The organism is Arthrobacter sp. Hor0625 (assembly GCF_052567525.1).
On sequence record NZ_CP199586.1, the window covers coordinates 1,436,270 to 1,459,748 of the forward strand.

19 protein-coding genes and 1 pseudogene are annotated in these 23,479 nt (G+C 67.5%); 12 read left to right on the top strand and 8 right to left on the bottom strand.

All coding sequences use genetic code 11. From position 1 onward, the window contains the following. Positions 1–24: 24 nt before the first annotated feature. Both ACTWLI_RS06570 and ACTWLI_RS06575 read left to right on the top strand, forming a co-directional pair. Positions 25–2,013 (top strand): PTS mannitol transporter subunit IICBA, encoded by a 1,989-nt coding sequence (locus tag ACTWLI_RS06570; protein WP_445155847.1) that lies wholly within the window; start codon positions 25–27, stop codon positions 2,011–2,013. Next, positions 2,013–3,161 carry a mannitol-1-phosphate 5-dehydrogenase gene (locus ACTWLI_RS06575; protein ID WP_445155848.1) on the top strand — a complete coding sequence of 383 codons (1,149 nt, stop codon included), beginning with the start codon at positions 2,013–2,015 and terminating at the stop codon, positions 3,159–3,161. Before ACTWLI_RS06570 ends, ACTWLI_RS06575 begins: the two co-directional genes overlap by 1 nt. A 224-nt stretch (positions 3,162–3,385) precedes the next feature. Here the strand turns inward: ACTWLI_RS06575 and cycA are convergent, their stop codons facing one another. Then, complete coding sequence (gene cycA / locus ACTWLI_RS06580; RefSeq protein WP_445155849.1) at positions 3,386–4,849, bottom strand: D-serine/D-alanine/glycine transporter; 1,464 nt, start codon at positions 4,847–4,849, stop codon at positions 3,386–3,388. 126 nt (positions 4,850–4,975) lie between these two features. Between cycA and ACTWLI_RS06585 the strand changes: the two genes are divergently transcribed. The 3 genes from ACTWLI_RS06585 to ACTWLI_RS06595 all read left to right on the top strand — a co-directional run bounded on the left by ACTWLI_RS06585 (position 4,976) and on the right by ACTWLI_RS06595 (position 6,920). Continuing rightward, the gene (locus tag ACTWLI_RS06585; protein WP_445155850.1) at positions 4,976–5,104 is read left to right on the top strand and encodes a hypothetical protein; all 129 of its coding nucleotides are present in this window, start codon (positions 4,976–4,978) and stop codon (positions 5,102–5,104) included. Positions 5,105–5,169: 65 nt separating this feature from the next. Beyond that, on the top strand, positions 5,170–5,631 hold the full coding sequence (locus tag ACTWLI_RS06590; protein ID WP_445155851.1) for a MarR family winged helix-turn-helix transcriptional regulator: 462 nt from the start codon (positions 5,170–5,172) through the stop codon (positions 5,629–5,631). A 62-nt stretch (positions 5,632–5,693) separates the two neighbouring features. Next, positions 5,694–6,920: an MFS transporter gene (locus ACTWLI_RS06595; protein ID WP_445155852.1), complete on the top strand. Its 1,227-nt coding sequence runs from the start codon at positions 5,694–5,696 to the stop codon at positions 6,918–6,920. Positions 6,921–7,045: 125 nt separating this feature from the next. Here ACTWLI_RS06595 and ACTWLI_RS06600 read toward each other — a convergent pair whose 3' ends face one another. From ACTWLI_RS06600 to ACTWLI_RS06615, 4 genes and pseudogenes are all read right to left on the bottom strand, one after another. Further along, complete coding sequence (locus tag ACTWLI_RS06600) at positions 7,046–8,485, bottom strand: sugar porter family MFS transporter (RefSeq protein WP_445155853.1); 1,440 nt, start codon at positions 8,483–8,485, stop codon at positions 7,046–7,048. 116 nt (positions 8,486–8,601) lie between these two features. After that, entirely contained in the window at positions 8,602–10,254 is a 1,653-nt protein-coding gene (locus ACTWLI_RS06605) for an MDR family MFS transporter (protein WP_445155854.1), read from the bottom strand. Positions 10,255–10,383: 129 nt separating this feature from the next. Beyond that, a pseudogene (rraA, locus tag ACTWLI_RS06610) lies at positions 10,384–10,861 on the bottom strand (ribonuclease E activity regulator RraA). Between the two features lie 85 nt (positions 10,862–10,946). Continuing rightward, entirely contained in the window at positions 10,947–12,071 is a 1,125-nt protein-coding gene (locus ACTWLI_RS06615; RefSeq protein WP_445155855.1) for a thermonuclease family protein, read from the bottom strand. A gap of 167 nt (positions 12,072–12,238) precedes the next feature. On the opposite strand from ACTWLI_RS06615, the gene ACTWLI_RS06620 reads away from it, so the two are divergent. The 5 genes from ACTWLI_RS06620 (at position 12,239) to ACTWLI_RS06640 (ending at position 17,338) form a co-directional block, all read left to right on the top strand. Further along, complete coding sequence (locus tag ACTWLI_RS06620; protein WP_445155856.1) at positions 12,239–13,504, top strand: MFS transporter; 1,266 nt, start codon at positions 12,239–12,241, stop codon at positions 13,502–13,504. A gap of 128 nt (positions 13,505–13,632) precedes the next feature. Then, positions 13,633–14,217 carry a TetR/AcrR family transcriptional regulator gene (locus tag ACTWLI_RS06625; protein WP_445155857.1) on the top strand — a complete coding sequence of 195 codons (585 nt, stop codon included), beginning with the start codon at positions 13,633–13,635 and terminating at the stop codon, positions 14,215–14,217. Positions 14,218–14,482: 265 nt separating this feature from the next. Then, entirely contained in the window at positions 14,483–15,697 is a 1,215-nt protein-coding gene (locus ACTWLI_RS06630) for an NAD(P)-dependent malic enzyme (protein ID WP_445155858.1), read from the top strand. A 132-nt stretch (positions 15,698–15,829) separates the two neighbouring features. Then, entirely contained in the window at positions 15,830–16,330 is a 501-nt protein-coding gene (locus tag ACTWLI_RS06635; RefSeq protein ID WP_445155859.1) for a DUF456 domain-containing protein, read from the top strand. Between the two features lie 42 nt (positions 16,331–16,372). After that, positions 16,373–17,338 (top strand): hypothetical protein, encoded by a 966-nt coding sequence (locus tag ACTWLI_RS06640; RefSeq protein ID WP_445155860.1) that lies wholly within the window; start codon positions 16,373–16,375, stop codon positions 17,336–17,338. 25 nt (positions 17,339–17,363) lie between these two features. Here ACTWLI_RS06640 and ACTWLI_RS06645 read toward each other — a convergent pair whose 3' ends face one another. Next, complete coding sequence (locus tag ACTWLI_RS06645; protein ID WP_445156134.1) at positions 17,364–18,020, bottom strand: LysE family translocator; 657 nt, start codon at positions 18,018–18,020, stop codon at positions 17,364–17,366. A 106-nt stretch (positions 18,021–18,126) separates the two neighbouring features. On the opposite strand from ACTWLI_RS06645, the gene ACTWLI_RS06650 reads away from it, so the two are divergent. Continuing rightward, complete coding sequence (locus tag ACTWLI_RS06650) at positions 18,127–18,582, top strand: Lrp/AsnC family transcriptional regulator (RefSeq protein ID WP_445155861.1); 456 nt, start codon at positions 18,127–18,129, stop codon at positions 18,580–18,582. Between the two features lie 55 nt (positions 18,583–18,637). Here the strand turns inward: ACTWLI_RS06650 and ACTWLI_RS06655 are convergent, their stop codons facing one another. Beyond that, a complete protein-coding gene (locus tag ACTWLI_RS06655) occupies positions 18,638–21,364 on the bottom strand; it encodes an FG-GAP-like repeat-containing protein (RefSeq protein WP_445155862.1) in 2,727 nt (908 codons plus the stop codon). 425 nt (positions 21,365–21,789) lie between these two features. Further along, a complete protein-coding gene (locus tag ACTWLI_RS06660; protein ID WP_445156135.1) occupies positions 21,790–22,248 on the bottom strand; it encodes an Lrp/AsnC family transcriptional regulator in 459 nt (152 codons plus the stop codon). A 327-nt stretch (positions 22,249–22,575) separates the two neighbouring features. On the opposite strand from ACTWLI_RS06660, the gene gluQRS reads away from it, so the two are divergent. After that, entirely contained in the window at positions 22,576–23,472 is an 897-nt protein-coding gene (gene gluQRS, locus ACTWLI_RS06665; protein WP_445155863.1) for a tRNA glutamyl-Q(34) synthetase GluQRS, read from the top strand. Positions 23,473–23,479 lie beyond the last annotated feature (7 nt).

Sequence of the window (23,479 nt, forward strand, 5' to 3'; positions counted from 1 at the left end):
CAGGAACAACGGTTAGGAAATCAGATGGCAACAGAGACAGTTGCGAAACCACGGACCAGCATGCGGGTCGGCGTCCAGAGATTCGGCACCTTCCTGTCCGGCATGATCATGCCCAACATCGGCGCCTTCATCGCCTGGGGCATCATTACCGCCTTCTTCATCCCGGCGGGCTTCACCCCCAATGAGGAACTGGCCAAGCTGGTCGGCCCGATGATCACCTACCTGCTGCCGCTCCTGATCGGCTACACCGGCGGCCGGATGGTCTACGGCGTCCGCGGCGGCGTCGTCGGCGCGGCCGCCACCATGGGCGTGATCGTCGGTACGGACATCCCCATGTTCATCGGCGCGATGATCATGGGCCCGCTGACCGCCTGGATCATGAAGCGGCTCGAAAGCCTCTGGGAGAACAAGGTCAAGCCCGGCTTCGAGATGCTGATCGACAACTTCACCGCCGGCATCGTCGCCGCCGTCATGGCCATCTTCGGCATGCTGGTGATCGGCCCGGTGGTGAAGGCCTTCAGCAACGGCGCCAGCGCCGTCGTCGAGTTCCTGGTCAACAACGGCCTGCTGCCCTTCACCAGCATCTTCATTGAACCGGCCAAGGTCCTGTTCCTGAACAACGCCGTCAACCACGGCATCCTCACCCCGCTGGGCACCGAGCAGGCGCTCGCGCAGGGCAAGTCCATCCTGTTCCTGCTGGAGGCCAACCCCGGCCCCGGCGTCGGCATCCTGCTCGCCTACATGATCTTCGGCAAGGGCATGGCCAAGGCCTCGGCCCCCGGCGCCGCGCTGATCCAGTTCGTCGGCGGCATCCACGAGATCTACTTCCCCTACGTGCTGATGAAGCCGATCATCATCCTCGCCGCGATCGGCGGCGGCATGACCGGCATCTTCACCCTGGTCCTGACCGGAGCGGGCCTGCGCTCCCCGGCCGCCCCGGGCAGCATCATCGCCGTGTTCGCCGCCACCCCGGCGGACAGCTTCTTCGGTGTGGCGCTCTCGGTGCTGCTCGCCGCAACGGTGTCGTTCCTGATCGCCTCGGTCATCCTCAAGGCCAGCAAGGACGTCGAGGGCGATGAACTCGGCGCCGCCACCACCCGGATGGAGGCCATGAAGGGCAAGAAGTCCTCGGTCTCCTCGGCCCTCACCGGTGCCGGCGCGGGCGCCGGCGGCGTCGCGGTGCTGGCCGGACCGGTCAAGAACATCGTTTTCGCCTGCGACGCCGGGATGGGCTCGTCCGCGATGGGCGCCTCGGTGCTGCGGAACAAGATCAAGGCCGCCGGCTACCCGGACGTCAAGGTCACCAACTCCGCGATCGCCAACCTTTCCGACACGTACGACGTCGTCATCACCCACCAGGACCTGACCGAACGGGCCAAACCCGCAACGTCGAGCGCCGTGCATGTCTCCGTGGACAACTTCATGAACTCGCCGAAGTACGACGAGATTGTGGAACTGGTCAAGAGCAGCAACGCCCCGGCGGACACAGCCGAGGCTCCTGCAGCGGCGGCTTCTGCCGCCCCGGCAGCCGGTGCCGCCGCAGCCGGTGCCGCCGCGGAACCGGAAGCGGCTGCCGGCCCGTCCGGCATCCTCGTGGCCGACAGTGTGGTCCTCAGCGGCACCGCCACCACCCGGGACGCCGCGATCGATGAGGCGGGCCGGCTGCTGCTGGACCGCGGCGCCGTCGACGCCGGCTACCTGGACGCCATGCACGAGCGCGAGGAATCCGTCTCCACCTACATGGGCAGCTACCTCGCGATCCCGCACGGCACCAACGCCGCCAAGGACCACATCATGAAGTCCGCCGTGTCCGTGGTCCGCTACCCGGACGGCATCGACTGGAACGGCAAAGAGGTCAAGTTCGTCGTCGGCGTCGCCGGCATCAACAACGAGCACCTCCAGATCCTGTCCTCGATCGCCAAGGTCTTCACTAACAAGGCACAGGTCGCGCAGCTCGAGGCGGCCACCACCGTCGACGAAGTGCTCGACCTGTTCGGAAAGGTCAATTCCTAGTGAAGGCTGTTCATTTCGGAGCCGGAAACATCGGCCGCGGGTTCGTCGGGCTGCTGCTGCACGAGGCGGGGTATGAGGTGGTGTTCGCCGACGTCGCGGACGCCCTCATCACCCAGCTCGCGGCCGCGGACAGCTACCAGGTGCACGAGGTGGGGGACAACCCGGCCGTGCGGACCGTGGACGACTTCCGCGCGCTCAACTCCGGCACCCAGGAGGCCGACGTCGTCGCGGAGATCGCGACGGCGGACATCGTCACCACCGCCGTCGGCCCGCACATCCTCAAGTTCGTGGCGCCCGTGATCGCCCGGGGCATTGCGGCCCGGGCAGCGGGGCTGGCGCCGCTGCAGGTGATGGCGTGCGAGAACGCGATCAACGCCACCGACATCCTGAAGACCGAGGTCGCCGCCCAGTGGGACCCGGCCGCCGGCTCCCTGGACAATGCCGCCGTGTTCGCCAACACGGCGGTGGACCGGATTGTGCCCAACCAGGAGGCCGGGCAGGGCCTGGACGTCACGGTGGAGAACTTCTACGAGTGGGTGATCGACCGCACCCCGTTCGCGGGCAAGGAACCGGTCATCCCGGGGGCCACGTTCGTGGACGACCTGGCGCCCTACATCGAGCGGAAACTCTTCACCGTCAACACCGGACACGCCGCCGCCGCTTATTTCGGGTTCGAAGCAGGGCTGGGCAAGATCTCCGAGGCCATGGCGGACCAGGACGTCGCCGCGGACGTGCGCGCGGTGCTGGACGAGACCAAGGAACTGCTGGTGGCCAAGCACGGCTTCAACCGCGAGGAGCAGGAAGCCTACGTGCAGAAGATCCTCGGCCGGTTCTCCAACCCGCACCTTCCGGACACGGTGAACCGGGTGGGCCGGGCGCCGCTGCGGAAACTCAGCCGGCACGAGCGCTTCATCGGACCCGCCGCGGAGCTCGCCGAGCGCGGGATCGTGCCCGAGGCGCTGCTCGGCGCGATCGCCGCCGCGCTGCGTTTCAACGATCCGGCGGATTCCGAAGCCGTGGAGCTGGCACAGCTGCTGAACTCCGCCAGCGCCGAAGATGCCACGACGAGGATCACAGGCCTGGACGCGGACCATCCGCTGTTCCCCGCCGTCTGCGCCCTCGTCGAGGAAGCCAAGGCCGCCGTCTAGCCTGACGCTCCCTCACGTTTGGCGCGTTTCTGGCTGACGCTCCCTCACGTTTGGCGGAAAAACGACGGGCCCTCCCTCACATCATGTGAGGGAGGGCCCGTCGTTTACCCGCGGGATCTGAGGGAGGGTCGCCCCCGGACCTGCCGGATCTGAGGGAGGGTCGCCCCCGGACCTGCCGGATCTGAGGGAGCGTCACCCCCGGACCCGCAGGACCTGAGGGAGCGTCAGGGGCGGGCGGCGGCGGTTTCGGCGTCGGCCATGGCCTTCCACTCGGCGACGCGCGCCTGGTGCAGCGGGGAACGGCGGACGACGGCGAACGCCACGCCCAGGATCGCGAACCACAGCGGGGTGACCAGCAGCGCGACGAGGGTATCCGGCTGGGTGGTCAGTGCCCAGACCAGGAAGGCGAAGAACGCGAAAACCACCCACACCATCGGCACGCCGCCGGGCATCTTGAACGTCGAGGCCGCGTGCAGCTCCGGCCGGCGCTTCCGGTAGACCAGGTAGCTGGCCAGGATGATGCTCCAGACGAACATGAAGCAGACGGCGGAGACGGTGGTGACCATGTCGAACGCCGTGCCCACGTCCTTGCCCGCGTAGAGCAGGACGACGCCGGCGAGCAGCAGCACGCAGGAGAGGAACAGGGCGTTCTGCGGGACCTTGCGGCGGGAGAGACGGCCGAAGACCTTGGGGGCGTCGCCGTCGTTGGCGAGGCCGTAGACCATCCGCGAGGTGGAGTAGATGCCGGAGTTGGCCGAGGACATGGCCGAGGTCAGCACCACCAGGTTCACCACCGTGGCAGCCATGCCGAGGCCGGCGAGGGAGAACATCGCGATGAAGGGGCTCTGGCCGGCCTTGAATCCGGTCCACGGGGTGACGGACATCAGGATGATCAGGGCGCCGACGTAGAAGAGCATGACGCGCAGCGGGATGGCGTTGATGGCGCGGGGCAGGTTGTGCTCCGGGTTCTTGGTCTCCGCGGCGGCGGTGCCCACCAGCTCAATGCCCACGAACGCGAACACGGCGATCTGGAACCCTGCCACGAAGCCCATGAACTCCTTGGGGAAGAAGCCGCCGTGGCTCCACAGGTTGCTGAAGCTGGCGGTGCCGGCGTTGGACTGGAAGCCGGTGAAGATCATGACCAGGCCCACGGCGATCAGCGCGACGATCGCCACGATCTTGATCAGCGCGAACCAGAACTCGGTCTCACCGAACGCCTTGACGGTCGGCAGGTTTAGGAGCAGCAGGATGATGATGGTCGCAATGCCCGGGACCCACAGCTGGATGCCCGGCCAGAGCTGCTCGGCGTACCCGGCGATCGCGATCACGTCGGCCACGCCCGTGACCACCCAGCAGAACCAGTAGGTCCAGCCGGTGAAGAAGCCGGCCCAGGGCCCCAGCAGGTCGCCGGCGAAGTCGCTGAAGGACTTGTAGTTCAGGTTGGAGAGCAGCAGCTGGCCCATGGCGCGCATGACGAAGAACAGCATGAAGCCGATGATCATGTACACGAAGATCACGGAGGGCCCGGCGACCGAGATGGTCTTGCCGGAGCCCATGAAGAGGCCGGTGCCGATGGCGCCGCCGATGGCCAGCAGCTGGATGTGCCGGTTGCTCAACGAGCGTGCGAGGTGGGGCTCAGTGTCCCGGCTGGAGGCAGTTCGCTGCTCCGCGGTTGTCTGTTCGGGCATGTCAACAATCCTTTGTGTGGTCCGCCGAAGGTGACGGCGGTTACAAATCAGCCTTTCCAAAGTACAGGGTTGGAAATCGTGGTGCGCTATCGGCCGCCCGGCGCCGCGTCATGGCAGGCTGGGCGGGTGACTTCCACTTCGGCTGGCCAGGCCGCCCTGCTAACATTCGGCGTCGACGCCGGGACGATCCGGCTGCGCCGCGCACTCCCGGCGGACCTGCCGGCGGTGGTGGAGTGGGCGCTCGGGGAAGCCTGAAGCTTTTGATTGGGAGCCGGCCGCCCGTTGACCATTAGGGCGCCTAACTGTTAGGCTCCCTAAGTATGACTGAAGAACAGCTGCCCGACGCCGGCCTGCTGGCCCTCGCCGGCGACTTCCGCGAGGCCCTGCGCCACAGCATTTACCTGGTGCGCCGGCTCGACGCCGACGGCGAACTCAGCGCCGCCCAGCTCAGCACGCTCAAGATGCTGCTGGAACCGGCCGACGCCGGCGGGGCGCGGGTCGGCGAAATCGCCCGCAACCTCGGCGTCAAGGTCCCCAGCGCCACCGAGCAGATCATCAAGCTGGAGCGCGCCGGACTGGTCCGCCGGGAAGCTGATCCGGCGGATTCCCGCGCCGTGCTCGTCACGCTGACGGCGGACGGCCATGCCGCCGTCGAATCCGCCAACGCGCGCCGCAACGCGGTCATGGCGGGAATCCTGGGCTCCCTTACGGAAGCCGAACGCGCTGCCCTTGCCGCCGCCCTCCCGGTGGTCGGCAAGATCAACGCCTCGCTTCAGTCCTGACCCGCCCGCCGGCAGGGCCGGCACTTACCCCAACGCACGACAACTATTTAGGAGCATCCTCCATGGACGGCCAGCTCACGGCCCCCGCGCCCGAAGCCGCATCAACCCTCGAGGCCGAAAAGGCCTCCCTCCTCAAGCAGCCCAAGGCGGTCTGGGCCACGGCCCTCGCCGCGGTCTTCGCCTTCATGGGGATCGGCCTGGTCGACCCCATCCTGCCCGCCATCGCCAAGAACCTCGAAGCGACCCCCAGCGAAGTGTCGTTGCTGTTCACCAGCTACTTCATGGTCACCGCCATCGCCATGCTGATCACCGGCTTCGTCTCCTCCCGGATCGGCGGCAAACGCACCCTGCTGGCCGGCCTGGCCATCATCGTGGTGTTCGCCTCCCTGTCCGGGATCTCCGGCAGCGTGGACGAACTGGTCGGCTTCCGCGCCGGCTGGGGACTGGGCAACGCCCTGTTCGTCGCCACCGCCCTGGCCGTGATCGTCGGCGTCGCCAGCGGCGGCGCCGGGACCGCGATCATCCTCTACGAGGCGGCGCTCGGCCTGGGCATCTCCCTCGGCCCGCTCCTGGGCGCCCTGCTGGGCGGCTGGCAGTGGCGCGCGCCGTTCTTCGGCACGGCGGTGCTTATGGCATCGGCCTTCATCGCGCTGATCGCCCTGCTGCCCAAAACCCCGCTGCCGGCCCGGAAGGTCCGGCTTCGCGACCCGCTGCTGGCCCTGGGCCACCGGGGACTGCGGACGACGGCGGCCAGCGGCCTGTTCTACAACTACGGCTTCTTCACCATCCTCGCCTTCACCCCGTTCATCCTTGGTATGGATGCCTACGGGATCGGCGGCGTGTTCTTCGGCTGGGGCGTCGCCGTGGCCCTGTTCTCCGTCTTTGTCGCCCCGGCGCTGCAGCGGCGTTTCGGCGCGGTCAAGGTCCTCGGCGGGACCCTGGGGCTGCTGCTCCTGGACCTGGTGGGCCTCGGCCTGGCTGCCGGGCACTCGGTGCCCGCCGTCGTCGTCCTGGTGGTGGCCTCCGGCGCGCTGCTGGGGATCAACAACACGATCTACACCGAACTGGCCATGGGTGTCTCGGATTCGCCCCGCCCGGTGGCGTCCGCGGGGTACAACTTCGTCCGCTGGATGGGCGGCGCACTGGCCCCGTTCGCCGCGGCGCAGCTCGGCGAGCACTTCGGCCCCCAGGTGCCGTTCTTCGCCGCAGCCGCCGCCATGGCGCTGGCGGTCGCGGTGGTCCTCGGCGGCCGGCGGTACCTGACGGCGCACGAGCCGCACCTGGTCTAACCCGCTAAAGCGCGAAACAAAGCGCGAACGTACACTTGAGGCCCTCGTTTCCGCGGAAACAAGGGCCTCAAGTGTACGTTCGCGCCCCCTATGGCGGGGGCGGGGCGGGGTGCGCGGTGCCGGTTCTACTTCTTGGCGGAACCCTTCGGCACGAACAGCGTCTCCGCGTGCTCCAGCGCCATGCCGTTCGTCTCCGGGACCTTGAACATCACGAAGAAGAACGACGCCGCCGCGAACAGGGCGTACATGGCGTAGGTCAGGGGCAGCGAGGCCGCCGCCATGACCGGAAAGCTCAGCGTGATGGCGAAGTTGGCGATCCACTGGGCGGCCGCGGCCAGGCCCAGGGCGCGGGCACGGATCCGCGACGGGAAGATCTCGCCGAGCAGGACCCAGACCAGCGGGCCCCAGGACGCGCCGAAGCTGATCACGAAGACGTTCGCGGCCACCAGTGCCGCCGGTCCCCAGGCGCCCGGGAGCGCGATGTTCTCGCCGGACCCGGTGGCGGAACCGAAGGCCAGGGCCATGGTCGCCAGTGAGGCAGCCATGCCGACCGAACCGGCCAGCAGGATCGGCCGGCGGCCGATCCGGTCCACCAGCGCGATGGCCACGAGGGTCACCAGGATGTTCGTGATCGAGGTGGCCACGGAGATCGTGAGCGAATCCTTCTCCTGGAACCCGACGGCCTTCCAGAGCGTCGTCGAGTAGTAGAAGATCACGTTGATGCCGACAAACTGCTGCAGCACGGAGAGGATGATGCCGATCCAGACCACCGGCTGCAGGCCCAGGGCCTTGCCGCGCAGCGAGCCCTTCTGGCCGGCGAGCTTGTCCTCCTCGATGGCCGTCTTGATGTCGCGGAGGTGGCGGTCGGTGTCGTCGTCCGGTGCGATCGACCGGAAGACCTTGAGGGCCTCCTCGTCCTTGCCCTGGACCACGAGGAACCGCGGGGACTCGGGCAGCGTGAACGCAATCCAGCCGTAGACGACGGCGGGGACGGCACCGGCGATAAACATCCAACGCCAGGCCCCGACGCCGAACCACAGGCTCTGGTCGGCGCCGCCGGCGAAGTTGGCAAACAAGGCGTCGGAGAGCAGGGCGGCGAAAATACCGGTAGTGATGGCCAGCTGCTGCAACGACGCCAGGCGGCCGCGCACGTGCCGCGGCGAGATCTCGGAGATGTACGCCGGCGCGATCACCGAGGCGAGGCCGATGCCCAGGCCGCCGACGAGGCGCCAGAAAATCAGGTCCCAGACGCCGAAGGCGAAGCCGGTCCCGAAGGCGCTGACGAGGAACAGCAGGGCGCCGATCTTCATGGCGGGGATGCGGCCATAGCGGTCAGCGATCTTGCCGGCCATGTAGGCACCGACCGCACAGCCCAGCAGGGCCACGGCGACGGCGAAGCCCGTCACGGCCTCACTAAGGGCAAATTCGTCCTTGATGGCGTCGACCGCCCCGTTGACGACGGACGAGTCGAAGCCGAAGAGGAAGCCGCCGACGGCCCCCGCCACGGCCAGCCAGATGACCCGTTTGGGGATCTTGGCAGCGGTCTGGTCCTGGGTGGTGGTCATATGGCTCCCTCGGCAATTCGTAGTCTGCGGCTCGCGCCGCAACTACCCAGTCTTACACCGCCGCCGACGCGGCGCCTGTCACAGCATCACAAAATGAGAGCAAGCTTACAGTTCCTCTAGTGCGCCGCGACCGGCTCCGTGGCGGCGGCTTTCGGATCGGTGAGCTTCTTGTTCGGGAGCGCGAAACTGATCAGGAAGGCGACGCCGGTGAGCACGGCGGCGGTGAGCATCACGGCGTCGATCGACTGGGCAAAACCCTCGGTGATAGGCCGGGTCAGGATGGCGTTCGCGGTATGCAGCCAGCTCGTGTCGTTCAGCGAGTCGTTGCTGGCACCGTTCTTGAAGAACTCGTACAGCTTGGCGTTCGCGGGGTCTGCGGCGACGGCCGGGTCCTTGAGTACCTTGAGGTAGTCCGCGTTCTGCGCCGCGGCCTTCATCCCGGTGGCAATCTTGTCCGCCGCGAGGCTGAAGAGCATCGAAATGAACACCGCGGTGCCCACTGCGCCGCCCATGGAGCGGAAGAAGGCCGCGGAGGAGGTGCCCACGCCCATGTCCTGGGCCGGCACCGAGACCTGCATGGCGAGGGTGAGCGGCTGCATGCAGAAGCCCAGGCCGAGGCCGAAGAACACGGCAATCGCGCCCGGAACCCAGAGCGGCGTGTCAACGCCCAGCGAGAGCCCCATGACGACGGCGGCCACGGTCAGCACGGCGGTGCCCAGGATCGGGAAGATCCGATAGGTGCCCGACGCCGAGATGGTCCGGCCGGCCGTGATGGACCCGGTCAGGATGCCCACCGTGAAGGTGATCATCATCAGGCCCGCCTCGGTGGGGGTGAGGCCCTTGACCAGCTGCAGGTACATCGGCAGCATCGCGATGGCACCGAACATCCCCACGCCGATGATGAAGTTCAGCAGCGAGGAGAGCCCGAACGTCATGTTCTGGAACAGCCGGAGGGGGATCAGGGCGTAGTCACCGGCCCGCTTTTCGGCCAGCAGGAACGCGATGATGCCGACGGCGCCGAGTCCGTAGCAGAGGAAGGCTTCGGTGGATGTCCAGCCCCAGGTGCGGCCCTGTTCGGCGACGAGGAGCAGCGGGACGATCGCCAGGGTGATGGCGGCGGCGCCCCAGTAGTCGATTTTCTGCTTGAGGTGCTTGGCCGGCAGGTGCAGGTAGAGGAAGACGACGGCGAGGGCGGCCAGGCCGATCGGGATGTTGATGAAGAAGACCCAGCGCCAGCCGTCAAAGCCCAGGATGTTCGCGGACCCGGCAAAGGCGCCGCCGATGACCGGCCCCAGCACGGAGGAGATGCCGAAGACCGACATGAAGTAGCCCTGGAACTTGGCCCGGTCTTTCAGCGCCACGATGTCGCCGATGATGGTCAGCGCAAGGGCCAGCAGGCCGCCGGCGCCCATGCCCTGGATCCCGCGGGCAATCGCGAGTGCGGTCATCGAGTGGACCGAGCCGGCGTAGAGCGAGCCGGCCAGGAAGATCAGGATGGCGGCGAGGTAGAGCGGTCGCCGGCCGAAAATGTCGCTGAGCTTGCCGTAGAGCGGCGTGCTGACCGTGGAGGTAATCAGGTACGCCGTCGTCGCCCAGGCCTGCAGCGAGAGGCCGTCGAGGTCGTTCGCGATGGTGTAGATCGAGGTGGACACGATCGTCTGGTCCAGGGAGGACAGGAACATGCCGAGCATAAGGCCCACCATGACGGTGATGGTCTGACGGTGCGTCAGGACCTCGCCGGGCAGGCGCGGGGAGGTGGTTTTGGACATGACTGCTCCAGGGAGGGGAAGTGGGATCAAGCAGGAAGGTTGCTTTCAGTAACTATCTTAGGGCCAGCATTGTTCCTGCCCGTCCCACGCCCATGGCTGCGCCGGCGCGTGCCGCCCGCGCCCGACCGCTCAGCGTTCGAGCAGGATCCCGTCCGGATCACACCAGATCCGCCGGCCCGGCCGGACGGTGACGCCGTCGATGACGAGGTCGACGTCGGTTTCCCCGGCGCCCGCCTTGGCGCTCTTGCGCGGGTTGCTCCCCCAGGGCCTTGACCCCGAGCGGCAGCCCGGCGATGGCCACCCGGTCCCGGATGGCGCCGTAAATCACGACGCCGGCCCAGCCGTTCTCGACGGCGCTCGCCGCGATCAGGTCCCCCATCAGGGCCGTGCGCAGCGAACCGCCGCCGTCGACCACCAGCACCGCGCCGTCACCCGGCGTGCCGAGCGTGGCCTTGACCAGGGCGTTGTCCTCGAAGCAGCGGACGGTGCGGACCGGGCCGCTGAAGTGCGTGCGGCCACCCAGGGACTGAAACTGCACCGACAGGGAGTCCAGTTCCTCGCCGCGCTCATCGAAAAGGTCGGCGGTGTTTACCGCATCGGGGACTATGGGGAAGTCAGCCACGGGTCTCCTTCTTTCTGTTTCGCACGTTGTCGCAGACTGCGGGTCAAGACTTGCCAGGGACGGTGTTGAACTATCTCTTACTGCAGGGGGTCCACGATTGTCCGCCCGGCGCGTAGCACCGCGGACCGGTGTATCCGGGGTAGGGGTTGGGCGCCGGGGCTGGTGCAGCCGGAGGCACATAGACGGGCGGGGTATAGGCCGGCGGCACGTAGGGGGCGGGGGCGGGCGGCAGGTTCCGAAGCCTTTCGGCCTCCGCCGCAGCTGCAGCTGCAGCGGCGGCTGCGTCCGCTTGACGCTTGGCTGCTGCGGCTTGGCGCTTTGCCGTTTCGGCCGCGCGGCGCTTTGCTGCTGCAGCGGCATCCGAAAGGGACTTCTTCTTGGCCTTAATGGGTTTCAAGCGAGCTGTTCCAGCCGTATCAGCTGCATGCAGACGGCTCTGCAATGCCTTGATCCGAGACGGATCGTAGGCGGCCCAATGCATCATTGTCTTGGCTTCGGCTGCTGCCTTGAGCGCGGCAACCGTGGCCAACGCCGCGACCAAACCCGCATGATCGCGGTCGAGGCCGGCGTGGTTGCCTGCGAGTGGCGCGGCAACGAGCGACTCAACGGCCTTGGCAGCCCTTTCCACCTTCTGGGCCGGGAGGCAGTCGACGGTAGTTGACGCGAGTCCGGAACCCGCGATGCGTGCCTCTTCGAAAGCGTCCACGACGGGCTGATAGAACTTCCTGTTGGGCTCGAAGAGGACCGGAACCCCTAGACCCTGTCGGGCAACCTCCGCATTCACCAGACGGTTGGACGCGTCATAGACGCCTGCCAGTGTTCGTCCGTACTTATCCAACGGTTCCTGGTCCAGCTCAAGCCGAACCTTCGCGCCGACCGGAAGGAGGCCTTCGAGCGCCTGAGTCGCTTCGGGGCCCAGGCACTCAACGGGTTCGTTCGGATCCTTTGTTTCGGGTGTGTCCACGTTGAGGAGCCGGATGGTCTTTTCGCCAGCGTCGGTAGACGCGACGAAGGTGTCCCCGTCGATGACGCGGACAACAACTGCGCCGCCGCCGTCCGGGTTGCTGCTTGCGGACGCGGTCTCCGTCGCATCCTTCGCCGTACCGGCATTGCAGCCGCATAGTGCCAATGCGACTGCGGTGGCCAGGCCTGCAAGCCTGGCAGCAGGGCGCCGGCGGAACTTCAGTAGTGACAAGGTGCATTCCCCCACGGAACAAGTGATCGGGCCTCCAAAGGGAGGTTCGGAAATGACAATACTGGCGAGGGCCGACGTTTGTATTGCTGTGGCCTCAGTGCTGACCGCCCACGATAGTCTGGGCCCACACTGATCCAGCATCAGCAGTCAGTTCCGGGGGGAACCACATGAGCCTGTCTGAAACAGCCGCGCCGGCGCTCGCCGAACCGCACCGGCCTGTCCGCCCGGTCTGGACCGCCGGCGTCGTCCTGGTCAACGTCGGCATCAACGCGGCGTTCTTCGGCCCGCTCCAGGTGCTGCTCGGCCAGCAGGCTGCCGCGTTCGACGAGGGTGAGAAGGAAGCCATCCTGGCCCTCGTGACGGGCGCGGGGGCGGCGGTCTCGCTCGTCGCCAACCCGCTCTTCGGCGCCCTCAGTGACCGCACCACCGCCCGGCGCGGCCGCCGCATCCCGTGGGTTCTCTTCGGCGCCATCCTTGGCGCCGCCGCGCTCATCGCGCTCGCCGGCGCCCCGAACGTGGCCGTCATGGCGGTGCTCTGGTGCCTCGTCCAGGCTGGCTGCAACGGTGCCTACGCCGCCATTACGGCCGCCATCCCTGACCGGGTGCCGGTGGCGCAGCGCGGCACCGTGGGCGGGCTTGCCGCCATGGGCCAGACGGTCGGCATCCTCATCGGGGCGGTGATCGCCGCCGTCGTCTCCGGCAACTTTGCGCTGGGCTACGCGTTCTGCGCCGCGGCGCTGCTGGCCGGTGTCGTGCTGTATTTCTTCAAGAACGACGACGTTGCGCTGCCTGCGCACGGCCGACCGCCGTTCAAACTGACCCGGTTCGCCGCCGGCTTCTGGATTTCCCCGGCCCGGTACCCGGACTTCGCCTGGGCCTGGCTGACCCGGCTCCTGGTCAATATCGGCAACCACATGGTCACCCTGTACCTGCTGTTTTTCCTCACCGACGCGGTCCAGCTGCCCCGCACGCAGGGCATCGAGCCGGAAGTCGGCGTCCTGGTCCTTACCGGCCTGTACGCGGTCATGGTCATCATCACCAGTGTCATCGGCGGCCGGCTCAGTGACCGGACCGGACGGCGCAAACCGCTCGTCATGCTCTCCTCGGCCGTCATCGCGGCGGCGGCCCTGATCCTCGCCTTCGCGCCGACCTGGCCCGGCGCCCTGATCGGCGCCTCCGTGCTGGGCATCGGCTTCGGCTGCTACCTCGCCGTGGACTTCGCGCTGATCACCCAGGTGCTGCCGACCGCCGTCGACCGGGGCAAGGACCTGGGCGTCATCAACATCGCCAATTCCCTGCCGCAGGTCATTGCCCCGCTGATCGCCTACCCCTTTGTGGCGTTCTGGGGAGGTTACGTCTCGCTGTACCTGGCGGCCGCGGTAATCGGCCTGCTGGGGGCGGTTTTCGTGCTCAGGATCAAGGGCGTCGACTAGGCCCGGGCGGGCGTCGTGTGACTGGCGGAGCGTCCGGCAGGGTGCCGTATAGTGGACGGGATCGCTGCGGCAGGGCTGTGGACTGACCCTCCCGGCTGCGCAGAAAAACGACTCCCGGAACGCTGCTGATGCCTGACTTCCCCTCGGATCTCCCGCCCATGGCCCCGCCGCCCACGCTGCCCCGGCAGCGGCGCCGTTATGCGCGGATTCTCGACGTCGCGGCAGGGTTCGCCCGCAAGGGACTGGACTCGGTGGTCCTGTCCGAGGTCGCGGCGAAGGCGGACGTGCCGCTGGGCACCCTGTACCGCTACTTCCCGTCGCCGACGCAGCTCATGCTGGCCCTGTACCGCAAGCAGCTCGGCGAGCTGAGCCTTGGCGAGTGGCCCGACGGCGGCCGAGCGCCGGCGCACGCCCTGGTGGGCGCGGTCATGGAGATCTTCCACATGCGGCTGATGCAGCCCGCGGTGGAGCAGTGCCTGACCCGTGCGGTATACGCCAAGGACACGGATACCACCGGCCTGCTGCGCGACATCGATGCGACGGCGGAGAAGGCCGTCACGGTGGTCAGCGGCGATCCGGCGGTTTCCAGGGTCCTGCTGCTCACGGTCACCGGGCTGGTGCAGGGCGTCCGCTCCCGGCGGCTCTCGCTCTTCGAAGCCGAAGAGGACCTCAAGAAGGCCTGCTCCCTGCTCACCGGCGGCGGCCACCGCTGAGCGGGCGCCTTTAGCCCAGGAACCCGGCCGCAGCGCGCCGGTCTAGACCGGTTACCGGATTATGTCCGGCTGACTCGTCCTCCCGGGGCGGCGCCGCGTACCATGGCAAGCACCGGAGCGGCGCCAGCGCCAGCACTTCCGGGAGCCGCGCCGCGGACCCGACACCCTTGGGCCGCCGCCTCAGCTCCCCACAGACCATCTTGCGCGCGAGTGCGCCCAAGCAGCCGAGTGCCGTAGCCCACGGTGAGCCCCAGGAGACAACGACGTGTCCATTGAAACAATCCGCCCTGCCCACACCGATGCACCCGAGGAAGCAGCCGTGGCTGCGCTTGGTGACGAGGAGATCTTTGCCGCCCACCGGGGCGGGAAGCTCTCGGTCGCCAGTACCGTTCCGCTCGCCAGCAAGCGCGACCTTTCCATCGCCTACACGCCCGGTGTTGCGCAGGTCAGCCGCGCCATCGCCGCCGAACCGGAGCTGGCCAGGACCCTGACCTGGGCCGAGCGCCTCGTCGTCGTGGTCAGCGACGGCACCGCCGTGCTCGGCCTCGGCGACATCGGCCCGAGCGCCTCGCTGCCGGTGATGGAAGGAAAGTCCGCCCTGTTCAAGGCCTTCGGCGACCTGGATTCCATTCCGCTGGTCCTGAACACCACGGACGTCGACGAGATCGTCGAGACGCTGGTCCGGCTGCGTCCCAGCTTCGGGGCCGTCAACCTCGAGGACGTCTCGGCGCCGCGCTGCTTCGAGCTCGAGGAGAAGCTGATCGAAGCCCTCGACTGCCCGGTCATGCACGATGACCAGCACGGCACCGCCGTCGTCGTCCTCGCCGCCCTGACCGGCGCCGCGAAAGTAACCGATCGCGAGCTCGGGGAACTGCGCGTCGTGGTCTCCGGCGCCGGAGCCGCCGGGATCGCCGTCGCGGAAATCCTGCAGGCGGCAGGGATCGACGACGTCGTGCTGCTGGACTCGCGCGGCGTGATCAACCGGGAGCGGGCCGACATCGCCGCGGACCCGGCCAGCAAGAAGGCCCAGCTCGCGGCCCGCAGCAATCCCCGCGGCGTCGCCGGCGGCCCCGGCGAAGCCCTGCTGGGCGCCGACGTGTTCATCGGCGTTTCCTCGTCCCGGCTGGACGAGGAGCACCTCAAACTGATGAACCACAGCGCCATCGTCTTCGCCCTCTCCAACCCGGACCCGGAGGTGCTGCCGGAGGTGGCCTCCAAGTACGCGGCCGTCGTCGCCACCGGGCGCAGCGACTTCCCGAACCAGATCAACAACGTCCTGGCCTTCCCCGGCATCTTCCGGGGCGCCCTCGACGCCGGGGCCCGCCGGATCACGCCGGCGATGAAGCTCGCCGCGGCCAACGCCATCGCCGGACTGGCCGGCGACAAGCTCTCTGCCGATTACATCGTGCCGAGCCCCCTGGATCCCCGCGTCGCGCCGGCCGTCTCGGCCGCTGTGGCAGCGGCGGTGGAGGCGGAGTAGACCTCAGCTGCAGCACGACGACGGCGGCGCCCCCGGAACGGGAGGCCGCCGTCGTCGTTGCATGGGGCGGGCAGCGCCGAGGGCGGGCAGCGCCGCAGCGCGGGGCGCCCGGCCCCGCCATAGACTGGGGCGGTGAACCCCGAAATCGTAGTGACGGTCCTGTGCGGCCTGGCGATCCTCGTCGGCATTGCCGGCATCATCATTCCGGTGCTGCCCGGCAGCATCCTGATCGCCTTGAGCCTGCTGGCCTGGGCGCTGTGGGGCGGTGCGGGGACGACAGGCTGGGTGGTGTTCGGCATCGGCCTGGCCCTGGTCCTGGCCGGCATGGCCGCCAGCGCCGTGCTGACCGGACGGAAGCTCAAGCAGCACAGCATCCCCAGCCGTTCCGTCGTCACGGCGCTGGTGTTCGGCGTCGTCGGGATGTTCCTCATCCCGGTGGTGGGGCTCTTCGTCGGTTTCGCGGCCGGACTGCTGCTCAGTGAGCTCCACCGCACCCGCGCCTGGCGCCCCGCCCTGGTGTCCAGCGCGGCCGCGTTGAAAGCCACCGGCCTCGGCATGGTCGCAGAGTTCGGGCTGGCCTGCCTCGCCGCCAGTACGTGGGTCATTGGCGTCTGGGTGGCGGCGGCCAGTTAGCCCTTCCACCAGCGTCCACCGGCGCACTACTAGCATGGAAGAATGAGCGCCGGACAGTCCTCAGGACCCATCTATCGCGATACCCGCGACCTCACCCCGTTCGGCGATGCGCAGGTCCGGACGCCGGTGCGGGACATCGCAGACGGTGTCGGAGGCGTCCTGCACACGGCCCTTGGCGGCCGGGACGGCGGGGCGCTTAGCGTGGACGGCACCATCCCCCGGCTCAGGCGGATGCCCGGGAAGGCGGCCAAGGCAGTGTACGAGGCGGCCTTCCATAACACCGACCCCAACCGGCTGATCACACTGGGCCGCTCCCATCCCGGGTGGGCCGGGCTTTGCTACGTTCTGGCCGGGCTCCTGGCGCACAAACAAGGCGGCTACCTGCGCGCCTCGGAGCTGCTTCAGCGGGGACTCACCACCGGGAACGACGACGACGCCAACCAGTTCGCGTCCGCCTATCTGACCCGTGTGGTCACCCGGGTCGAAGTAGCCGAGCGCATCGAGGTTCCGGTTCTTTTTAGCCAGGAAGCCGTGTTCCTGGCGCTTTCGCACTCCCTGCGGGAGACGGGCCACATTGAAGCAGCACTGCAAACCGTATTCTCGCTTCCCCCGTCGCTGCCCGCGGCCCTGGCCCGCTGTTCTGTGGCGTTCGTTCTGGGCCGGGACAAGGAAGTGATGGTCTGGACCGAGGGGCTGCTTAACTCCGACGACCTCTCAGCCGCACTGCTGCTGATCCGCGCCCGGTCGCTACGCCGCCTCGGCGCGTCTGCAGCTTCCCAGGCAGCGCTTAAGGAGGTCCTTCGGCGGCGAAAGACCCATTTTGCGCTCCGTAATGATGCTCTGACGGACCGCGCTTTGCTGCTCCTGGATAACTCCCGCAAATCACTGAATCCCCGGGACTGGCTGCGTGGCCGGCCGGCTCAGCTCGAAACCTTCGAGGTCATCCGCAAAGACGTGGAAGAACGCAGGCTCTGGGAACAGGAATGGAAGCAGTTGAATCGGGAATGATCCCGGCCTGGCGGAGGCCTCAGGGCTAGTGCCGGGCGATCTCCGCGGCCAGCGGCACGACCTGCTCGGCCAGCAGCGCTAGGCCCAGGGCCATCATGATGATGCCGCTGGCCAGCGTCACCCGGCGCGCGGCGCCGGGCCGGGTCTGCAGGAGCCTGCGCGCCAGCAGGGCGACGACGGTGTAGACGACGGCCACCAGGAGCACGAACGTCAGGCCCAGCAGTCCGGACTGGACAGGGACGGACAGGGCGGCGTTCGGGCTGACGAATTGCGGGACCAGGGCGACGAAGAAGAGCAGGCCCTTGGGGTTGATCCCGCTGGTACCCATGCCCTGCAGGAAGACCCGGAGCTGGCTGGCCTGGCCCGCTGTCCCGCGACCGGTGTCCGCCCCGAAGCTGGCCCCGCGCCAGGACCGTACCGTGGTCAGGCCCAGCCACAACAGGTAGCCCGCGCCGGCGATCGTGAGCCAGCCGAGCAGGCCCGGCAGCGCGGTGATCACGGCCGCCAGCCCTGCCGCCAGCAGGAGGGTGTGGACCACGTAGCCCCCGCACAGGCCTGCCACCGCCGGGACAAAGCTGCGTTCGCGCAGCCCCGCGGCAATCGAGTAGGCCCAGTCCACTCCCGGGGTGCAGGCCAGGGCCACTGCGACGGCGGTGAAAGCGGCGAAAAGCTGCGGGTCCAGGGGAGTCTCCTAACGGTGCGGTCTGTCAGGACAAGCCTAGGAATTTCCGGCCGGAAGGTGCTCCCCTTTTTCGCCTGGTCTTGCGCGTCAACGATAAGATTCTTGCGTGATTGACCACGTGGACAGAAATATCTTGCGGCACCTCCGGGATGACGGGCGGATGACCGCGACGGCGCTCGCCGCCAAGGTGGGCCTGACTGTGGCGCCATGCCACCGGCGGCTCCGCGAACTCGAGTCGGCCGGGGTGATCCGCGGGTACCGCGCGGACATCGACCCGGCCGCCGTCGGGCTCGGTTTCGAGGCGATCGTCTTCGTGACCCTGCGGCAGGTGGACCGGGCCACCATGGAGATCTTCGAGAACCGGGTGGCCGAGAATCCCAATATCGTGGAGGCGCAGCGGCTGTTTGGTGAGCCGGACTACCTGCTCAAGGTGATCGCCGAGGACCTCCCCGCGTACCAGCGCTTCTACGACGCCGAGCTGACGTCCCTGCCCGGCGTCGAACGACTGACCTCGACGCTGGTCATGAAGAACCTGAAGTCCAACACCGGACCTCCGGTCTAGGGCCGCCGGGGCGAAATCCGGCGAAGGGGACGTCAGCTGCCTGGAAGCCGTGAAGTCATCGCGGGTTCAACACTACTGTCTGGAACCCTCCTGTTCCGTTGCCGGTGTACAGCCACAAGCCGCCACTGGGGTCTGCCGCTATCACGTTCGGCTTAGCCATGCCTCCAAAGTTGCCGACACTGGCGACGGTGCGGAATGCGTTCCAGCCACTGCCAATGAGTCGGCGGGGCAGGAAACCCCCGGAGCCGTTGCCGGGGTACAGCCACAACTCCCCGTCCTTGGCGCGCGCCATGATGCCGACTTTACCGTCGCCTGCGAAACCATTTGCCGCCATCACCTGGCTAAAGGAGGCCCAGCCGCTGCCGATCTGCCGCCTGGGTAAAAACCCGCCACCTCCGTCGCCGGGATATAGCCACAATTTGCCATCGTAGCCTTGCGCAACAATATCGGACCGGCCGTCCCCGCTGAAGTCTCCGGGGGATAGAATCCTGGCGAATGTGCCCCACCCATGGCCGATCCGCTTCCGGGGACTAAACTCGGCCACCCCGTTCGTGGGATAAAGCCAAAGATTCCCGTCGGTCGAACGGGCGACCAAGTCTGGTCCAGACTTCCCATCGAAGTTTGCGGCGGAGATTACCTGATCGAAAATCTGCCAGCCGGAGCCAACCTGCCTCGCGCGTTTGAAACTACCTGAGCCGTTACCCGGGTATAGCATTAGGGCGCCAGCTGCGTCGCGGGCCAGGATGTCCGCACGGGCATCACCGTCGAAGTCGCCAGCCTCCCAGATGTCACTAAACCGGTTCCACCCTGATCCGATCGCAAGACGCCCGGCAAACTTGCCGGTGCCGTCTCCAGCATTTAGCGCCATCGGGCCGGCGGCTCCCGCCAGCAACAGGTCCGTGCGCCCGTCTGCCGTAAAATCCTGTCCGCCCACGAGGTCGGTGGCGGCGGCCGTGCCGGTGGCCAAGACGACGGAAGGCCGAAACCCGCCGCTGCCGTTCCCCGGGTACAGATACAGGGTGCCGTTGGCACTCCGAGCCACCAGTCCGGGTCGTCCTGCCAACATGTCGGTGGCTGCTGTGATACCGGTGAAGCCCTGCCATCCGGACCCCACTTGCCGGCGGGGGAGAAAGCCGCCCGACCCGTTGCCGGGATATAGCAAGAGTTCGCCAGTGGGCAGCACGCCAAAAAGGTCATGGTTTCCGTCACCGTCAAAATCGCCAGCCGCCACTACGCGAATGAAAATGTTCCACCCTGACCCCACCTGGCGCTTCGGGAGAAAACCGCTCTTCCCGTTGCCCGGGTACAGCATCAGAGCCCCATCGGAGGCCCGAGCCAAGATGTCGGCGAGGTTGTCTCCATTGAAATCGCCGCTGCCGATCACAGAATTGAAGGCGTCCCACCCTGAGCCGATCTGGATCGGGGATCCGACACGGTTCCCCGACTCGCCGGGGCTCAGCTGCAGTGTGCCATTGGGTTCCCGTGAGATCAGATCCGGGCGTCCGTCGCCGCTGAAGTCGCCGACGGAGAACTGGAGCTTGGTGAAGCGGGCCGGGTCGGCAGTGATTGTGACGGTGGCGGCGGTTGCGGTGACCGAATCGATCCGCACCCTTGTACCGGCATGCGTGATGAATGTGCTGCCCTGCTGCCAGGCAAGATTTGTATAGACGTTGCCGTCCGGCTTGGAGTATGGCTTCAGCACCAGCGACGACGCAGGTGTGGATCCTCCGCGCTGTACGATCTTCACGCCGCGGTTGCTGGCGTTCGAGGCGGTGGAAAGGTAGCTGTCGTAGCCGACGGGCTGCCTCAGCTCAAGGTAATACACCTCCTTGCTGATCGGATCGGTAAACTTCAGCGCCCGGTTGGGATCTTTCCCGCCCCATGGCTTGAGTGTGTAGCGCTTGGCGCCGCTGGCGACGCCGACGTTTCGAATGTCGCTGCCGTTCCCGCTGCCGAGTCGCAGATAGTCCCAGAGGGACGAGCTGATGACCGGCGAGGCATCGGAGCGGGACAGGCCCATCAGATCAGCTGTGTCACCGTACTCCCGGATGTAGCAGGACGAATCCGAAAAAAGTCCGGTGGACGTCGTGCCAACATCGGAAGCGCCACTTTTGCATTGGAGGGAGTCCGCGTGCATGGAACCGAGGACATGCCCGAACTCGTGAGAGATGACGCTGGTGGTGTAGGAGCCTATCTTCGGCATGAGGATACGACCGCTGACCCCGCTGGAAACAAAGCCGCTGTAGCCTGCCCCCAAAGCCCCGTCGGTCAGCGTGGCAGCCGGGATGAAGATGAGAAGCGCGGTGTTGGTAGCGTAACGCCAGCCAAGTTCGGAGGTGATCTTGTCGATGAGGTCACCGTAAAACTGGGTGGACCGGGCGGCGGACTTGTGGCCGAGGATCCGTTTGGACACATTCATGGTGATGCGGCCGTTGGACATGCTGCTCCAGTACTGGCTGGCGGCTTTCACGGTGTTCTCGGCCGCCGTGGGGTCCACGACGGTCTTGTTGTCGGCCAGTGCCGCGGTAACCAGCGTGACCTGGATCGGACCGGTAGGCATGGCCTCGGTCTGGAGGCCTCCGGCGGACGCCTTTTCGGCGGGGTCAGTCCCCGGCTCGAAGACATGCTCGGAATGCGGTGTGCCCTCCACCAGAACAGACGGCGGGCTGTCGGACCCCCCCGTGTCCACGGCGACGGCTGGCCCCGAAGGCATCGTAACTAGGCCTGCTGCGAGCAGCAGGAGACCGGTGATGGACGCGAGAGACCGCTTAGCAGAACGCATTTAATTCCTTCATGAAACCCGGACCGGATGGGAGAGATTTCGGCATATGACCCCGCTGGCCGCGGAGCACGGGTGGTGCGTTGAGGACCGGGCTGACGTCGACCACCTTCGGGAGGACGACGGAAGCCTGCAAAACGGCGGGATCAGGAAACTGCCGCCGCGCGACATCGACGGACCCGCGAATCTCGTCGCCCGTCGCGTCTGCGTGGTTCAGCGCACGCTTGACGGCCATGTTCCCCCCGGTACTTGTCTTCCGCGCAAGTGTAACGGATGTGACATGTGGGATGGTTGGCGATTTAAGTGAAACTCGTGAAGGATTCAGGGCGCCGAGGCGAAATCTAGCGGCAATGCTGATCTAAAGCTGCGCCCAATCGCGGTTTGCCGGGCGCTGGCATCCATGGTCGCCGCCGAACAACCGCCGAGTGTCAGTCGCCCAGCAGGCCGGTGGTCCGGTAAGGGATGACCTCGCGCAGGAACATGCTCGTGGACGTCCGCACAATGCCAGGACAGAGCCGGATTTCCTCCGAGACGCGGTAGAGATCGTCCGGGCTGGTGGCCACGACCCGGATCAGCAGGTCCGTATCGCCGGCAGGGGCGTGGCACTCCAAGACTTCCGGGATATTGCGCAGCGCCTCAATCGCTTCGTTGAGGTGGCTCTGGTCCAGTTCGGCGCTGACCGCGGCCGCCACCCCCCGCCCCAACGCCGCGGGCAGCGCGCGGCTGCTGTTCGGCCGCAGCGCACCCGACGCCGTCATCCGCTCCATGCGGGACTGGACGGTGCCCCGGGCCAGGCCGAGCCGCTGGGCCAGGACCATCACCGGCAGCCGTGGATCGGCGTCGAGGGCCAGGAGGATCCGGCGGTCCGTCGTATCAAGCTGCTGCAATCTGATCACTTCCTGTCAGGAGGTCGCGCCGCAACTGGTCATTCTGACTATCTGATGCGGGGCCCGTTGCACCAACTGTAGGGCCGATGCTCAAATGGTGACAACATCGACCGCCGGCCACCGCCGGCAGTTGTAGGCTACGGACCACCCGGCACACCACCCGGACTCCCGACGAGGCCTCCCGCAAGGAGTCCGCCGCTGACTGACTCTTGTTCACGCATCGTCATTCCGCACCCTTACGGCAGGAGCCCCTGAGCCCCCGACGTCGGATTTCCGAAGTCATCGGTGGCTGAGGGGCTCCTGCGTTTCCCGGCATAGGCTGGTGCCATGACTTCAGCCGGACGCTTCGCCCCCAGCCCCTCCGGCGAACTGCATGTTGGCAACCTTCGGACCGCCATCCTGGCTTGGCTCTTTGCCCGGTCCAGTGGCCGGGGCTTCCTGCTGCGGGTGGAAGACCTGGACCGTGCCCGGGCCGGTGCCGAGGCGGAGCAACTCCGGGACCTGGCGGCGGTCGGCGTGACCTGGGACGGCGACGTCGTCCGCCAGACCGACCGGGACCACCTCTATGCGAAGGCACTCGAGCAGCTCACGGCGGCCGGGATGACCTATGAGTGTTTCTGCACGCGTCGCGAAATCCAGGACGCGCCCACCGCCCCGCACGCCCCGCAGGGCGCCTACCCGGGTACGTGCCGCAACCTCAGTGCCGCCGAACGCGAGGACAAGCGTCGCCTCCGCCCGGCCGCCATCCGGCTCCGGGCCGCCGCCACGGAGGCTACGGTCCAGGATGTGCTCCACGGCAGCTTCACCGGAGTGGTGGACGACTTCGTCCTGCGCCGCAACGACGGGGTTACCGCCTACAACCTTGCCGTCGTCGTTGACGATGCCGCCCAGGGCATAGACCAGGTCGTCCGGGGCGACGACCTGCTGCCCTCCACGCCTCGGCAGGCCTATCTGGCCTCCCTCTTGAATATTCCCGTTCCGGAATATGCGCATGTGCCGCTGGTCGTCAATGCGGCCGGCGCGAGGCTCGCCAAGCGCGACGGCGCCGTCACGCTCGGTGACCTCGCCGCCGCCGGCGTCGGCGCCGACCGGGTGCGCGACGCGTTGCTGGCGTCGGTCGGCCTGCCGCCGGGCGCCCTGGCTGGCGCGCTGGAAGCTTTCGACCCGGCCGCCCTGCCTCGTGAGCCCTGGGTCTGGCCCGGCCTGACCCCCGCCGGCCAGTAGGCTGGAG

Bases quoted from the DNA above. Each gene is read 5' to 3' on its own strand.
- ACTWLI_RS06590 (WP_445155851.1), top strand. From the start codon at position 5,170: ATGACTGAAGAACAGCTGCCCGACGCCGGCCTGCTGGCCCTCGCCGGC.
- ACTWLI_RS06595 (WP_445155852.1), top strand. From the start codon at position 5,694: ATGGACGGCCAGCTCACGGCCCCCGCGCCCGAAGCCGCATCAACCCTC.
- gluQRS (WP_445155863.1), top strand. From the start codon at position 22,576: ATGACTTCAGCCGGACGCTTCGCCCCCAGCCCCTCCGGCGAACTGCAT.
- ACTWLI_RS06600 (WP_445155853.1), bottom strand. From the start codon at position 8,485: ATGACCACCACCCAGGACCAGACCGCTGCCAAGATCCCCAAACGGGTC.
- ACTWLI_RS06570 (WP_445155847.1), top strand. From the start codon at position 25: ATGGCAACAGAGACAGTTGCGAAACCACGGACCAGCATGCGGGTCGGC.
- cycA (WP_445155849.1), bottom strand. From the start codon at position 4,849: ATGCCCGAACAGACAACCGCGGAGCAGCGAACTGCCTCCAGCCGGGAC.
- ACTWLI_RS06605 (WP_445155854.1), bottom strand. From the start codon at position 10,254: ATGTCCAAAACCACCTCCCCGCGCCTGCCCGGCGAGGTCCTGACGCAC.
- ACTWLI_RS06655 (WP_445155862.1), bottom strand. From the start codon at position 21,364: ATGCGTTCTGCTAAGCGGTCTCTCGCGTCCATCACCGGTCTCCTGCTG.
- ACTWLI_RS06625 (WP_445155857.1), top strand. From the start codon at position 13,633: ATGCCTGACTTCCCCTCGGATCTCCCGCCCATGGCCCCGCCGCCCACG.
- ACTWLI_RS06620 (WP_445155856.1), top strand. From the start codon at position 12,239: ATGAGCCTGTCTGAAACAGCCGCGCCGGCGCTCGCCGAACCGCACCGG.
- ACTWLI_RS06640 (WP_445155860.1), top strand. From the start codon at position 16,373: ATGAGCGCCGGACAGTCCTCAGGACCCATCTATCGCGATACCCGCGAC.